This window comes from Acidobacteriota bacterium, assembly GCA_009861545.1.
Taxonomy (GTDB): domain Bacteria; phylum Acidobacteriota; class Vicinamibacteria; order Vicinamibacterales; family UBA8438; genus WTFV01.
Genome location: VXME01000040.1, coordinates 108,232 through 122,570 on the forward strand (window position 1 = coordinate 108,232; position 14,339 = coordinate 122,570).

General features: G+C 65.8%; 16 protein-coding genes. 7 read left to right on the forward strand and 9 right to left on the reverse strand.

Annotated elements, in window-relative coordinates:
• Positions 1–120: 120 nt before the first annotated feature.
• The 5 genes from F4X11_05725 to atpF are packed head-to-tail and all read left to right on the forward strand — an operon-like array spanning position 121 to position 2,496.
• Entirely contained in the window at positions 121–363 is a 243-nt protein-coding gene (locus tag F4X11_05725) for a hypothetical protein (GenBank protein MYN64514.1), read from the forward strand.
• Positions 364–366: 3 nt separating this feature from the next.
• Positions 367–717: a hypothetical protein gene (locus F4X11_05730; GenBank protein MYN64515.1), complete on the forward strand. Its 351-nt coding sequence runs from the start codon at positions 367–369 to the stop codon at positions 715–717.
• A gap of 55 nt (positions 718–772) precedes the next feature.
• A complete protein-coding gene (gene atpB / locus F4X11_05735) occupies positions 773–1,741 on the forward strand; it encodes a F0F1 ATP synthase subunit A (GenBank protein ID MYN64516.1) in 969 nt (322 codons plus the stop codon).
• Between the two features lie 19 nt (positions 1,742–1,760).
• Positions 1,761–1,979: an ATP synthase F0 subunit C gene (locus tag F4X11_05740; protein MYN64517.1), complete on the forward strand. Its 219-nt coding sequence runs from the start codon at positions 1,761–1,763 to the stop codon at positions 1,977–1,979.
• 10 nt (positions 1,980–1,989) lie between these two features.
• The gene (atpF, locus tag F4X11_05745) at positions 1,990–2,496 is read left to right on the forward strand and encodes a F0F1 ATP synthase subunit B (GenBank protein ID MYN64518.1); all 507 of its coding nucleotides are present in this window, start codon (positions 1,990–1,992) and stop codon (positions 2,494–2,496) included.
• A 214-nt stretch (positions 2,497–2,710) separates the two neighbouring features.
• On the opposite strand, the gene F4X11_05750 is transcribed toward atpF, so the two are convergent.
• The 9 genes from F4X11_05750 to F4X11_05790 all read right to left on the reverse strand — a co-directional run bounded on the left by F4X11_05750 (position 2,711) and on the right by F4X11_05790 (position 12,133).
• On the reverse strand, positions 2,711–4,180 hold the full coding sequence (locus tag F4X11_05750; protein ID MYN64519.1) for an NADH-quinone oxidoreductase subunit N: 1,470 nt from the start codon (positions 4,178–4,180) through the stop codon (positions 2,711–2,713).
• Positions 4,181–4,210: 30 nt separating this feature from the next.
• Positions 4,211–5,788 carry an NADH-quinone oxidoreductase subunit M gene (locus F4X11_05755; GenBank protein ID MYN64520.1) on the reverse strand — a complete coding sequence of 526 codons (1,578 nt, stop codon included), beginning with the start codon at positions 5,786–5,788 and terminating at the stop codon, positions 4,211–4,213.
• Between the two features lie 12 nt (positions 5,789–5,800).
• A complete protein-coding gene (nuoL, locus tag F4X11_05760; protein ID MYN64521.1) occupies positions 5,801–7,915 on the reverse strand; it encodes an NADH-quinone oxidoreductase subunit L in 2,115 nt (704 codons plus the stop codon).
• Positions 7,916–7,925: 10 nt separating this feature from the next.
• Positions 7,926–8,234: an NADH-quinone oxidoreductase subunit NuoK gene (nuoK, locus tag F4X11_05765; GenBank protein ID MYN64522.1), complete on the reverse strand. Its 309-nt coding sequence runs from the start codon at positions 8,232–8,234 to the stop codon at positions 7,926–7,928.
• A gap of 10 nt (positions 8,235–8,244) precedes the next feature.
• Positions 8,245–8,790 (reverse strand): NADH-quinone oxidoreductase subunit J, encoded by a 546-nt coding sequence (locus F4X11_05770; GenBank protein ID MYN64523.1) that lies wholly within the window; start codon positions 8,788–8,790, stop codon positions 8,245–8,247.
• Between the two features lie 17 nt (positions 8,791–8,807).
• Complete coding sequence (nuoH, locus tag F4X11_05775; GenBank protein ID MYN64524.1) at positions 8,808–9,809, reverse strand: NADH-quinone oxidoreductase subunit NuoH; 1,002 nt, start codon at positions 9,807–9,809, stop codon at positions 8,808–8,810.
• Complete coding sequence (locus F4X11_05780; protein ID MYN64525.1) at positions 9,810–10,943, reverse strand: NADH-quinone oxidoreductase subunit D; 1,134 nt, start codon at positions 10,941–10,943, stop codon at positions 9,810–9,812. It lies immediately after the preceding gene.
• 18 nt (positions 10,944–10,961) lie between these two features.
• On the reverse strand, positions 10,962–11,513 hold the full coding sequence (locus tag F4X11_05785) for an NADH-quinone oxidoreductase subunit C (GenBank protein ID MYN64526.1): 552 nt from the start codon (positions 11,511–11,513) through the stop codon (positions 10,962–10,964).
• 263 nt (positions 11,514–11,776) lie between these two features.
• Complete coding sequence (locus F4X11_05790; GenBank protein MYN64527.1) at positions 11,777–12,133, reverse strand: NADH-quinone oxidoreductase subunit A; 357 nt, start codon at positions 12,131–12,133, stop codon at positions 11,777–11,779.
• A gap of 280 nt (positions 12,134–12,413) precedes the next feature.
• On the opposite strand from F4X11_05790, the gene F4X11_05795 reads away from it, so the two are divergent.
• Both F4X11_05795 and F4X11_05800 read left to right on the forward strand, forming a co-directional pair.
• Complete coding sequence (locus F4X11_05795; protein ID MYN64528.1) at positions 12,414–13,355, forward strand: VWA domain-containing protein; 942 nt, start codon at positions 12,414–12,416, stop codon at positions 13,353–13,355.
• A gap of 37 nt (positions 13,356–13,392) precedes the next feature.
• A complete protein-coding gene (locus F4X11_05800) occupies positions 13,393–14,334 on the forward strand; it encodes a VWA domain-containing protein (protein MYN64529.1) in 942 nt (313 codons plus the stop codon).
• Positions 14,335–14,339 lie beyond the last annotated feature (5 nt).

Below are 14,339 nucleotides of genomic sequence, written 5' to 3' on the forward strand. Positions count from 1 at the left end.
TCATCGGTGGCCCCTTGGTATCATTGGCTGTTTGTTCGGTCGCGGAGGGCGGTCGCCATATCAGATTGCTTCGGCTGCAGGGCCGGCGGCCCTCGAAGCGCGCCGGTGGCGGGAAAGAGAATGCCCGGCGAGCGGGAGTCGTTCGTAGCCGGGTCCCTGCGGCATCTGCAAGACAATATCCGCAGGGCCGGACCGGCTGCAACGGCCAGCTATTCGTTGATTGGAGCCGTTCTCCTGCTCGGTGGCGGAGGACATCTGGTAGACCGCTGGCAGGGGACGGAACCCTGGGGGCTGCTGGCGGGTCTGTTGACCGGACTGGTCGTCGGGTTCTACGAGCTGGCGAAGACGGTCTGGAAGCCGTGACTGATGGGGACCGTCTGGATAGCGGCCGCGATTCTGGCCACTGGGAGCGCACTGCTGGCGCTGGTCGTGTCCGATGCGGCGGTCGAGATCATGCTCGGGCTGTTGGCCCCGCTGGTCGTCGCCCTTGGCTCGTGGAGACTGATGGAAAGCGCGCACCGACGCAGTCCGGAGCGCTTGTCGCGATTGATGGTTTATGCGTTCCTGGGGAAGCTCGTGTTCTTCGCCGTCTACCTGACCGTGACCGTCGGCGCCTTTTCGCTCGACAGGACGTGGTTCATCGGCGCCTTCGCCGTCTCGTTCGTGGTTCTGCACCTCACCGAGGCCGTGCAGTTGCAACGCCTGCAAGCCGGTTGACCGGACGAGACCGGAGCGGACCTTCCACCTGACGCATCCAGACTTCAACAGAAGCATGCAGCAACCCGACCACACCGAAGCGACGGAACAAGCCGCCGGACACGTCGAAGCCGCGGAACACGCCGGCGATCACGCCGCGGAAGGATTCAATGCAGGCGAAGTGATCATCGAGCACGTCGCGAACAGCTCGTTCGAGCACCCGATCCTGCATCTGCCGCCGCTCCTCGGCATCGACTTCTCGGTGACGAAGCACGTCTTCATGCTGCTCCTGGTGGCGACCGCGGTCTTCCTGCTGGTCACGACCGCCGTGCGGCGCTACCTGCGGCAGGACCGACTCGTACCGGGCGGCTTCATGAACGCCCTGGAGTTCGTCGTCGAGTTCATCCGGGACTCGATCGTACTGCCGAACGTGGGCGCGAAGTACGTCGGAACGTGGGCGCCGCTCGTGCTCACCTTCTTCTTCTTCATCCTGGGCGCGAACATGATCGGGCTGATTCCGATCTTCGAGGTGCTCGGTCTGATCGACCACTACGTGCTGCATACCGGCGAGCACTCGCTCATCAAGAACATCGTTCACGGCGGGACGACCGCTACGGGAAACTTCAACGTCACCGCGGCCCTTGCCACCATCACGTTCGTCTCGATCATCGTCGCCGGCAGCCTGGCCCACGGCTTCATCCGGCACTGGATCAACCTGGTGCCCCACGGACTCGCCTGGCCGCTCTACATTCTGCTGATCCCGATCGAGATCATGGGCATGTTCGTCAAGCCGTTTGCGCTCACGATGCGACTGGCCGCCAACATGACCGGCGGACACATCGCGATCCTGGCGATTCTGTCGTTCGTGTTCATCTTCACGGAGCAGTTCGGTTCCGCGGCCGGCATCGGGGTCGGCATCGTCGCCTCGATACCGCTTGCCGTCGGCATCAACGCACTCGAGATCATCATCGTCTTCGTCCAGGCGTATGTCTTCACGCTGCTGTCGGCCGTGTTCATCGGCATGGCCATCAACGTGCATCACTAGGGAAACGGAGGTTACCTGAATGGAAGAGCTTCACCTGCTCGGTGCGGGATTGGGACTCGGGATGATCGTGATCGGTGCGGGTCTGGGAATCGGCAGATTCGCCGCCGCCGCCGCCGAGGGTATCGCAAGGCAACCGAACGCCGCGGCGCAGATTACCGGCGCCATCAACCTGCCGCTGTTCTTGCTCGAAGGCGTCGCGATTCTGGCCGAGGTCTTCATTCTGATCCTCATGCTGTAGGAATCGGATCATGGACAATCCGCTCGTCCAGCTCGATCCGGGACTGTTCTTCTGGACCATAGCGGTCTTCCTGACGCTGCTGTTCCTGCTGAAGAAGTTCGCGTGGGGACCGCTCCTCGCGGCGCTCGAGGAACGGAAGGCCGGGATCCGCAAGTCACTCGACGACGCCGACACCGCCAAGCGCGAGCTGGCGGAGTTGCAGTCGACGACCAGCGCCCTCATCGGCAAGGCTCGCACCGAAGCCGACGCCATCCTGTCGGAGGCACGGGCGGACGGTGCGAAAATCCGACAGGAACTGCGCGAACTCGCGCAGCAGGAAGCACAGGCGATCAAGCGCGACGCTCAGCAGCAGATCCAGTTGGAACGGGATCGTACCGTTTCCGAGCTTCGCCGGGAGGCGGTGGAGCTGTCGGTGATGATTGCCTCGAAGCTCATCCGCCGGAACCTGACCCGGGAAGACAACGCGGCGCTCATCGACGAGGCGCTGCAGCAGGTCGACTCCAACCGCATTCAGTGAGGCAGCCCCGCCGCCCTTTGTTCGGGGCGGCGGCGGCCCCCCGGCTCAGCGACCCCATCGCTGAACGCCGTCCCGCGCACATCAGCCACCCCACCACGGGCGCCGGCTGCAAGACCCTGCGCGACCCGACCGACGGGTCGCGTTGAGCATTCGCCGGCCAGAGTCCTGCGGCGCAGGACTCTGGCTGGCTCGAGCGTCGGAGGAACGTCCAGGCCTACCGGAGCGCCGCAGTCGACACGGCCGAGCCGAACATGTCGGCGGCGATCTGCGCGTGGTCGAACAGAACCTGGGGATAGACGCCGAACAGAAGGGAACCGACGACGGCAATGACCAGTGCGGTCGCCATGGCGGGACTCATCACGATGTCCGAGCCGGCCGTCTCGTCCTTCAGCCACATGAAGACGATGACCCGGTAGTAGTAGTAGAGCGAGATGACGCTGTTGACGACGAAGATGACCGCGAGCCAGACGAAACCCGACTCGATAGCGGCCCCGAACAGCCACAGCTTGCCCATGAATCCGGCGGTCGGCGGAATGCCGCCGAGCGACAACATGAAAATCAACATGGCGATCGCGGCAAAGGGCTTGCGGAGATACAGCCCGCTCAGGTCCTTGAGCTCGTCGCCGATGACATCCTGCCGCCGCAGCATGGCCACCACGGCGAAGGCGCCGAGCTGCATGAACACGTAGACCCAGAGATACACCAGCGCCGCCGCGACCCCGCGCTCCGTCGCCGCCACCACGCCGATCAGGATGTAGCCGGCGTGCGCGATGGACGAATAGGCGAGCATGCGCTTGATGTTGCTCTGCGTGATCGCGGCGATGTTGCCCACGGTCATCGTGACCGCGGCGAGCACCCAGAAGAGCAGTTGCCAGTCGGCGACCAGACTCGGCAGTCCCTCGATGAAGATCCGCAGAATCATCGCGAACGAAGCCGCCTTGGAGCCGACCGACAGGTACGCCGTCACCGGAGTGGGGGCCCCCTCGTAGACGTCCGGCGCCCACATGTGGAACGGGACCGCCGCGATCTTGAATCCCATCCCGGCGACCAGCAGCACCAGCGCCAGCGACACCGTCAGGCTCCGCTCGCCCCCGGCCAGCGCCTCGGCCATGCCGCTGAGGTGGGTCGTACCCGTGGCGCCATAGAACAACGACATGCCGTAGAGCAGGATGCCGAGCGAGAATGCGCCGAGCAGGAAGTACTTGACCGACGCCTCGTTCGACCGCTGGTTGGGCTTCAGATACCCCGCCAGGATGTAGAACGAGATGGCCATCGTCTCGAGCCCGATGAAGAGCGTGATCAGGTCGATGCCGCTCGCCATGAACAGCATGCCGAGCGTCGCACAGAGGATGAGGAAGTAGTACTCGCCGGCGCGGACGGCCTCGACGCGCAGGTATGACGGCGACATCAGGACCGTCAGCAGCGCCGACACGATGATGATCACCTTGAAGAACGTCGCGAAGCCGTCGACCGCCAGCAGCCCGGCCGAGATCGTCGTGTCCACGCCGGTGAACCCGCCGACCGCCGCCCCGGTCACGGCCAGGGTGAGCAGGGTCATGCCCAGGGTCGCCTCTTCGCGACGCGGAAACAGGACGTCGATCACGAGGACGAGCAACGCCCCGCCCGTGAGCAGCAACTCGGGCAGCAAGTAGTAGAAGTCGGCGGCAGTGAACCCGGCAGGCATGCTTGTTCCTGATGCTCCTGGCGAAGAGGACTAGCGCCCGCCGCCTCGTACCGGCGCCTCGATCACGACCGGCCCACCCGGCCCGCGGCCGTCGACGAGCGCCGCGAAGCGCGGCGTATAGTCGCTGTTCACGCGCATCATGACCTTGTCCACCGAGGTCTCGAGCCGGTCGAGGAACGGCTTCGGATAGAGCCCGATCCAGACCGCCAGCACCAGCAGCGGGACGAACGTGACGAACTCCCGCATGCTGAGATCCGGCAGGTTCTCGTTCTTGGGATTGTCCACCGTGCCGAACATCGTGCGCTGGTACAGCCAGAGCATGTAGGCGGCGCCGAGGACGATGCCGGACGCGGCGAAGAACGCCCAGGTCTTCTGCACGACGAAGACGCCCTGCAGGATCAGGATCTCGCCGATGAACCCGTTCAGGGTCGGCAGCCCGATGGACGACATCGTCATGATGAGGAACACCGCGGCGTAGACCGGCATGACCTTCGACAGCCCCCCGTACTCGGCGATGAGCCGGGTATGCCGGCGCTCGTACACGATGCCGACGATGAGGAACAGCGCGCCGGTCGAGATGCCGTGGTTGAGCTGCTGGACGATGCTGCCGGTGATGCCCACCGGCGTCAGGGCGAACATGCCCAGCATCACCATCCCCATGTGGCTGACGCTGGAGTAGGCGACCAGGCGCTTCCAGTCCCGTTGCGCCATCGCCACCAGGGCCCCGTAGACGATCCCGATGATCGACAGCGCGGCGACCAGCGGCACGAACGCGGCGGTCCCCTCCGGCAGAATCGGCAGGCTGAAACGGATGAAGCCGTACGTCCCCATCTTCAGGAGGACGGCCGCCAGGATGACCGAGCCCGCAGTCGGCGCGTCGGTGTGGGCGTCGGGCAGCCAGGTGTGGAACGGGAACATCGGCACCTTGACCGCGAAGCCCAGGAAGAACGCCAGGAAGATCCACCACTGCATGTCCGCCGGGATGCTCAACTGGTGGAACTGGGTGACGTCGAACGTGTACACCCCGGTGACGCTGTGGTTGTAGAAGTAGACGGCGAGGATGCCGAGCAGCATGACGACACTGCCGACCAGGGTGAACAGGAAGAACTTGATGGCGGAGTACAGCCGGTTGTCGCTGCCCCAGATGCCGATCAGGAAGTACATCGGCACCAGCATCACTTCCCAGAACAGGAAGAACAGCAGGAAGTCGAGCGAGACGAACGCGCCGATCATCCCGGTCTGCAGCATCAACAGGAAGATGTAGTACTCCTTGACCCGCATGGTGATCGCGGTCCAGGACGACAGCACCGCGATGACGCCCATCAGCGTCGTCAGCAGGATCAGTAGCACGCTGAAGCCGTCGACCCCGAGGAAGTACTCCGCGCCGATGGAAGGAATCCACGGCAGGCGCTCCACGAACTGGAAGTCCGGATTCGCCGTGTCGTAGTGGAACCAGAGCGGCAACGACACCAGGAAGCCGATGAATACGGCGACGTTGGCGATCCAGCGGATCACGTCCTCCTGCCGCTTCGGCACGAACAGCAGCACGAGCGCGCCGACGAGCGGCGTGAACAGAATCAACGACAGCAGGCTGGAGTCATTACTCATGACAGTGTCCGATTACCGGGCGACGAGGAACCAGGTCACGAACGCGAACACGCCGAGCAGCGTGACGAACGCGTAATTCTGAATCAGGCCGGTCTGCGCCCGGCGGAAAGCGTAGCTGGCTTCCCCGCAGAGCCAGGCGGTCAGGTTGACGAGGCCGTCCACGACGTACTTGTCGAGGACGTGCGACACCCAGGCCGCCGCAATGGTCGTCCAGCCGGTCCCGTTGACGGCGCCGTCCACGACCTGGCGATCGACGGCCCACAAGCCGCCGGCGCTGCCCATCGTTCCCCGCACGACGGTCGCGTCGTACAGCTCGTCGACGTAGTACTTGTTGGTCAGCACGCGGTGCGGGCCGGCGAAGCTCGCGGCCATGCGTTCGGCTTCTTCGGGCCGCTCGACGTAGTTCCGGTACGCAAACCAGATGCCGCCGAGTGCGATCAGCACCGAGAACGCCATCAGGCCCAGCTCGCCGAGCAGCGACATGTGGTGGACCTCCTCGGCGGCGTGCGCGCCCTCCGCCACGAAGCTCGGATGCAGGAAGTGCTCGATCGTCGCCGTCCAGGGCCAGACGGCCTCGAAGGCGATTGGCACGCCGACGAAGCCCGCCAGCATCGCGCCGACCGCCAGCACCACGAGCGGGATCGTCATCCACCGGGGCGACTCGTGCGGACCGTGCCACGCATGTCCGTGCCCATCGTCGTCGTGTCCGTGATCCTCGGCGCCATGTCCCCACGCCGGGCCGCGGTAGGCGCCGAAGAAGGTCATGTTGATGAGCCGGAACATGTAGAACGCGGTCAGCATCGCCGTCACGACGCCCAGGCCCCAGAGCACCTTGTCCGGCACGAAGACACCGTGGTGGAGGTACGTGCGGAACAGGATCTCGTCCTTGCTGAAGAACCCGGAGAACGGCGGGATGCCGGCTATCGCCACCGCGCCGATCGCCATCGTGAGCGCGGTCACCGGCATGTACTGCCGCAACCCGCCCATCCGGCGCATGTCCTGCTCCTCGTTCATCCCGTGGATGACCGACCCGCTCCCGAGGAAGAGGAGCGCCTTGAAGAAGGCGTGGGTCATCAGGTGAAAGGCGGCCGCGCCGAAGGCGCCGACGCCCGTGGCGAGGAACATGTAGCCGAGCTGCGAGACGGTTGAGTACGCCAGCACCCGCTTGATGTCGGTCTGCACCAGACCGATGGTGGCGGCAACGAGCGCGGTGAGCACACCGACGATCGCGACGACCTCCATCACCATCGGCGCATGGGTGAACAGCACCGCGTTGCGGCAGACCATGTAGACGCCGGCCGTCACCATCGTCGCCGCGTGGATCAGGGCCGATACCGGGGTCGGGCCCTCCATCGCATCCGGCAGCCAGACGTAGAGCGGAATCTGGGCGCTCTTGCCCGTCGCGCCGATGAACAGGAACAGGCAGATGGCCGAGATGACGCCGAATCCGACGGCGGCGGTCTCCACCGGCATGTGCGAGGCGGCCTCGGCCACGGCGCGGAAATCGAGCGTGCCGAACGTGAAGAAGACGAGAAAGACGCCGAGCACGAAGCCCCAGTCGCCGATCCGGTTGACGATGAACGCCTTCTTCCCCGCGTCCGAGGCGCTCTTCTTCTGGTACCAGTAGCCGATCAGCAGGTACGAGCAGAGGCCGACGCCCTCCCAGCCCACGAACATGACCAGGAAGTTGCTCCCCAGGACCAGGGTGAGCATGAAGAAGCAGAACAGGTTCAGGTAGCAGAAGAAGCGCGCGACGCCGCCTCGCGGCTCGTGCTCGATGTAGCCGATGGAGTAGATGTGGATCAGGAACCCGATGCCGGTGACGATGAGCAGCATCATCGCCGACAGCGGATCGAGCGTGAACGACCAGTCCACCGAGAACGAGCCGATGCCGTCGACCGTGTCGAGCGGGATCGGCGGGATCCAGCTCGCCACCGTCACCTGGTGGAACCGCTCCTCGGTCCCGAGCAGCTCCCAGAAGGCCACGAGGCTGAGCCACAGCGCCCAGCCCATCATGAACGAAGCCAGCACGCCGGCAAGCCGCTTGCCGAAGAAGCGAATCCCTATCAGGCCGTTGATGGCGGCGCCGATGCCGGGCAGGAGCGGGATCAGCCAGATTGATTCCATGACAGCAGGCTCACCAGCGCATGATCTGGATCTCGTCGATGTTCACCGTCTCCTTGTTGCGGTAGAAGGCGATGATGATGCCCAGCCCGACGGCCGCCTCGGCCGCCGCCACCGCGATCACGAAGACGACGAAGACCTGTCCGGAGAGATCCTGAAGCCGGTCGGACAGCGCGATCAGGTTGATGTTGACCGCGTTCAGAATGAGCTCGATCGACATGAAGATGATGATGACGTTGCGCCGCACGAGGACGCCGATCACGCCGATCATGAAGAGCGCGGCCGACAACAGGCTGTAGTGCAGTGGGGTGATCTCGAGCACGCGCTTCCCTCTACAAGTGCCGCTTGGCCAGGACGATGGCCCCGATCATCGCCACCAGCAGCAGCATCGAGGCCACCTCGAACGGAATAAGGTAGCTGGTGTACAGCACCCAGCCGAGCTGTTCGGTGTTGCAGCTTACGAGCCCCGTCCCGCAGTCGGCGAAAGGCGTATCGGCGCCGAACCCGCCGCCCTCGGCCGCGGTCGAGTCGCCGCCGGCGGAGTAGGCCACGATGGCGATGACCTCGGCGAGCACGGCACCGGCGAGGAGCGTGCCGGACCACGCCACGCGCCGCGGATCGGAGTAACGCTCCGGGGCCTTCTTCAGGCTGACGAGCATGACGACGAACAGGTACAGGACGACGATGCCGCCCGCGTACACCAGGACCTGGATGACGGCGACGAACTCCGCGTTGAGCATGACGTAGAGCAACGCCACCAGCAGGAAGTTCACCACCAGGAAGAGCACGCTGTGCACCGCGCTGCGGGCGGAGATCACCATGATCCCCAGACCCAGGATGAGCACCGCGAGCGTCCAGAACACTATCGCTTCGACCATCGGTTACGCCTGCACGGCTAGAGAGCCACCTTCAGGATGCCGGTCACCACAAGGTTGCCGATCGCGAGCGGGATGAGCACCTTCCAGCCGAGCGCCATCAACTGGTCGTACCGATAGCGGGGCAGCGTGGCGCGAATCCAGATGAAGACGTACAGGAACAGGAAGATCTTGCCGATGAACCAGATCCAGGACGGGACGAGGCCGAGGAACGAGAGCGCCGCCACGTTCGGGAACGGCGCCAGCCAGCCCCCGAAGAACATGATGACGACGATCGCCGAGATGACGATGATGTTCGCGTACTCGGCCAGGAAGAACAGCGAGAAGCGCATACCGCTGTACTCGGTGTGGAACCCGCCGGTGAGCTCCGTCTCCGCCTCCGGCAGGTCGAACGGCGCCCGGTTGGTCTCGGCCAGCCCCCCGATGAAGATCAGCACCAGCGCCACCGGCTGGACGAACGCGAACCAGAGGCCGCCCTCCCGTTGCGCCTCCACGATGCCGACCAGGCTGAGCGTGCCGGTGGTCAGGATCACGGAGACCAGCGTCATCGTGACGGCGATCTCGTAGCTGATGAGCTGCGCCGACGCGCGCAGGCTCGCCAGCAGCGGATACTTGCTGTTCGAAGCCCAACCGCCCAGGATGATCCCGTAGACGCCGATCGAGGTCACCGAGATGATGAACAGCAGGCCGACGTTGATGTCGGCAACGTAGCCGTAGAGCGGGTCCGGCCCGAACGGAATGACCGAGAAGACGACGAGCGCCGGCACCAGACTCATGATCGGCGCCAGCGTGAAGACGTACTTGTCCGCCTTCCGCGGCGTGATGTCTTCCTTCAGGATCAGCTTGATGGGGTCGGCGATCGCCTGCAGGATGCCGTACGGCCCGACCCGCATCGGGCCGAGGCGCGACTGCGCCCACGCGATGACCTTGCGCTCCATGAGCACCAGGAAGGTCACCGCCACGAGCACCGCGTTCAACAGCACTGCGATCTTCAGCAGCGGGACGACGAAGGTCTCCAGCATCTAGCGATCCACCTCGCCCAGCACGATGTCTATCGTGCCGATCAGCGCGACCACGTCGGCCACCAGATGTCCCGTCACGAGCCGCTTGAGCCCCTGCAGGTTGCAGAACGACGGCGGCCGCACCCGGAACCGGTACGGGTTGGTCGACTTCCCGTCGCTGACGATGAAGTAGCCGAGCTCGCCCTTCGGCGACTCGATGGCGTGGTAGGTCTCGCCCGCCGGCGGCTTGATGAGACGCGGCACCTTGCCCATGATCGGACCTTCCGGAATACCTTCGACGGCCTGCCGGATGAGCCGGATGGACTCGCGGAACTCGTCCATCCGGATGAGATACCGATCGTAGGTGTCGCCCCGCGTCCCCAACGGTACGTTGAACTCCAGCTCGTCGTACGCGGCGTACGGCTCGTCCTTGCGCACGTCGCGCGGCACGCCGGACCCGCGCAACGGCGGCCCGCACAGACCCAGCCCGATCGCCTCTTCCCCGCTGATGACGCCCACGTCGCGGGTCCGCTTCAGCCAGATCCGGTTGTTGGTCAGCAGTGTCTCGTAGTCGTTCAGCTTGCCTTCCATCAGGTCGCAGAACGACAGCGCCTTCTTGTCCCAGCCGGGCGGGATGTCGAGCGGAAGCCCCCCGATGCGCATCGAGTTGTAGGTCAGGCGCGCACCGCAGAACTCCTCGAACAGGTCGAGCACGAACTCGCGCTCCCGGAACGCGTAGAGCAGCACGGTCATCGCGCCGATGTCCATCGCGTGCGTGCCCAGCCACAGGCAGTGGCTGGCGATCCGCTGCAGCTCGGCCAGCACCGTCCGGATGTAGCGGGCCCGGCGCGGAACCTCGATCTGCATCAGCTTCTCGACCGTCTGGCAGTAGCCGAGGTTGTTCGTCGCCGCGGCGACGTAGTCCATCCGGTCGGTCAGCAGGATGATCTGCGTCCAGTCACGGTTCTCGGACAGCTTCTCGATGCCGCGGTGGATGTAGCCGATCACGCAGTCGGCGTCGATCACCCGCTCGCCGTCCAGCTTGAGGACGACGCGCAGCACGCCGTGCGTGCTCGGGTGCTGCGGACCCATGTTGATGACCAGTTCGTCCGTGTCGAACTGCGTCGTGCTGGCGCGGGGGGCTTCGAGAGTCATCGGCTCGGGTCCTGCGGTCTACTCGATCTCGATGTCGGCATCGGCGCCCGCGCCGGCCTCGTCCGGCAGGTTGCGCAAGCGCAGCCAGTCCTGCGGATTCTCCATCAGCAGCTCGCCGGGACCTTCGAGCGGGTAGTCCTTGCGCTGCGGATAGCCCTGCCATTGCTCCGGCATCAGGATCCGCCGCAGGTCGGGATGATTCACGATATCGATGCCGAACTGGTCGTAGACCTCGCGCTCCAGCCAGTCGGCGGCCGGCCAGAGCTGCGTCACCGACTCGACCGGATCCTCCTCGCCGACCCGCACCTTGACGCGCAGCCGGTGCCGGAGCCGGGTCGAGTACAGGCAGTAGACCACGTCGAAGCGCTTCTCGCGCGGCGGCCAGTCGGCGGCGGTCACGTCGGAGCAGTAGTCGAACAAGGTCGAAGCGTCGTCCTTGAGGAACCGCATCACGTCGAGAAGCCGATCCACGGCGACGATGACCGTCCAGTCGCCGACCCAATAGGAGACCTGCTGAACCGCGCCCGGCACGCCGGCCTGAACGGCGGCCACCATCTTCGGCAGCTCCATGCCGTCCGGCGGGGCCTGATCCTCGGGAGCCTTGGGGGGCTCGGGCGGCGCCTTCGGCTTCGGCTTGGGCCGCGGCTTGGGCGCGGGCTTCCGGGCCGCCGCCTCGGCGGCGGGCTTGCCGGCCGCGGCAGGCTTGCCGGCGGCGGGCGCGGACTTCTCCGCGACCTTCGACCCCGCTCCCGCGGTCTGCGGCCGGGAATCGGCGCTGTCCTGCCCCGACTGCGACTTGGTTTCGTCCGCCATCTATCCGATCCGGCCTGTCGTCAGGCCCAGTCCAGGGCGCCCTTGCGCCACGCGTAGACGTAGCCGACCACCAGGATGAACAGGAACACCAGCATCTCGATCAGGCCGAACAGCGCCAGCTCGTCCATGACGACCGCCCACGGGAACATGAAGACCGTCTCCACGTCGAAGATGACGAAGAGCATCGCCACCAAGTAGTAGCGGACGCTGTACCGGTCGCGGGCGTCGGTCTCCGGCTCGATGCCGCACTCGTACGGCTCGAACTTCACCCGGTTGTAGCGTTTCGTGTGGACGGCCTGGGACACCATCAGCGTGAAGATGGCGAAGCCGATGGCCACCAGGATGAACAGGAACACCGGGATGTAGGCGTCTAGCATCGTCGCGAACCCTTCACGCGTTGCCGGCTCCGGCTCGTGGCTCCCCTCTGGCTCGTCGCAAGAACACGAGGCACCACGGCGGAACCATGCGGGCCGAAAGGGTGCGACGTGCGGTCGAAAATTCGCGCGGATTATTGCACGGGCCCGGAAGGCTGTCAAGAAACCCCGAACGGGCCGCGGAAGTCCCGATCGTCGTGCAACTCCCGCTTTTACAGGGGTTTTTGGAGGTCGACGACCTTGACGGGGCCGGGAAGCAGAACCTATACTGCCGGTGTACGGCATGGCTTTCTCGAGACACGCTCACGTCACGTTTTCGCTCGCACTCACGGCCTCGATCGCCGCTGTCGCGGCGGCCTCGGCCCAGTCGGTGGAACGCCTCATGATCGTCTCCGTGCTCGACGCCGACGGGGCGCCGGTCACGGGCCTCGCCGCGGCCGATTTCGAGATTCGCGAGGACGATGCGGCGCGGGAGGTGCTGCGCGTCGATTCTGCCGGTGCGGGCCGGCAGATCGCCGTTCTGGTCGACACCAGCGAGGCGGCGGTGCGAGTGGCGTCCGGATTCCGCCGCGGGTTGTCGGCCTTCGTCGACGCCATGCACGGGGACAATCAGATCTCGATCATCTCCTTCGGGGGGGCGCCCCGCATTCTCGCCCCGTCGACGAGCGACGGCGAGCGGCTTCGCGAGGGAGTCGGCAGGATCTTCCCGCAGTCCGGCCAGGCGGCGTACATGCTCGACGCCGTGTACGAGGTCGCCGAGGGATTCGACCGCCGCGGCGCCGACCGTCCGGTGATGGTCGTGCTGACCACGGAGGGCACCGACTACAGCAACCGCCGGGCCCGGCAGGTGCTCGAGCGCATAGACGAGAGTGGGGCCGCCTTCTACGCGCTGTCCGTGGAAGCCCGCCGCGCTGCGTTCGGAATCGGGCGGCCCACCGGCGCGTTCGGGGGAGGCTTCGACGCCCGCCAACAGGAATTCGAGCGGGATCTGGTCCTGTCGCGCGGGACCGCCGGCACCGGCGGGCGGCATCGGGATCTGCTCGCGAGCTCTGCCGTCGAGCGGGCGCTGCTCGACCTCGCCGCCGAGCTCCGCAACCAGTACCTGGTCGCCTATTCGCGGCCCGACTCCCTCATTCCGCCGGAGGAGGTCACGGTGACCGTGAACGGGTCCGGGCTCACGGCGCGCGGAATCGTACTCAGCACTCAGGAGAACCGTAACCGCTAGACCCCGGCATCCAGCCCGGGACAGCACGGAAGCCGACATGACTCTCCGCGCCACGGCAGCCGCCGCGCTCATCGCCGCCGCATGCATCATCGGGCTGGGTGCGACCGGCGCCCAACCCCCGGACATCCCGGCCCAACCGCCGTCGTTCCGGGCCGGGGTCGACGTCGTCTCCCTCAACGTGACGGTCACCGATCGGGAAGGGCGCTTCGTCACCGACCTGGACGAATCCAGCTTCCGGATCTACGAGGACGGCGTCCAGCAGGACATCAACTTCTTCACCAGAACGCAGTTGCCGATCGCGCTCGCGCTGCTCATCGACACCAGCGCGAGCATGGACGAGAAGATGGCGACGGCGCAGGAGGCGGCCATCGGCTTCGCGCAACGGCTGCGCCCCGAGGACCTCGCCGAGATCGTCGACTTCGACGGCCGCGTCAACATCCTGCAACCGTTCACCAACGACGTCGAGCAGCTCGAGCGCGCCATCCAGCGGACCGCGGCCGGCGGGTCGACCTCCCTCTACAACGCGATATACATCGCTCTGCGGGAGCTGGCCAAGGCGCCGCTCCGGGAGGCCGACCTGCGGCGCGAGGCGATCATCGTGCTGTCGGACGGCGAGGACACCTCGAGCCTGGTGAGCTTCGACGAGGTCCTGGAGCTGTCGAAGCGCTCGAACACCGCCATCTTCTCCATCGGACTGCAGTCCGACGACAGCCGGTCCCGCACCGGCTTCCGCGAAGCGGACTTCGTGCTGCGGCAACTGGCGCAGGAGACCGGCGGACGGGCGTTCTTCCCGGAGAGGATCGAAGAGCTGCCCGCGATCTACCGGCAGATTTCCGACGAGCTCTCGAGCCAGTACTCCGTCGGCTACATCTCCGCGAACCCGCTGCGGAACGGCCTGTGGCGGCGGGTCGTCGTGCGGGTCGACCGCGACGCGGTGTCCGCACGGACCAAGCAGGGCTACTACGCCCCCCGGGGCTGAGGCAC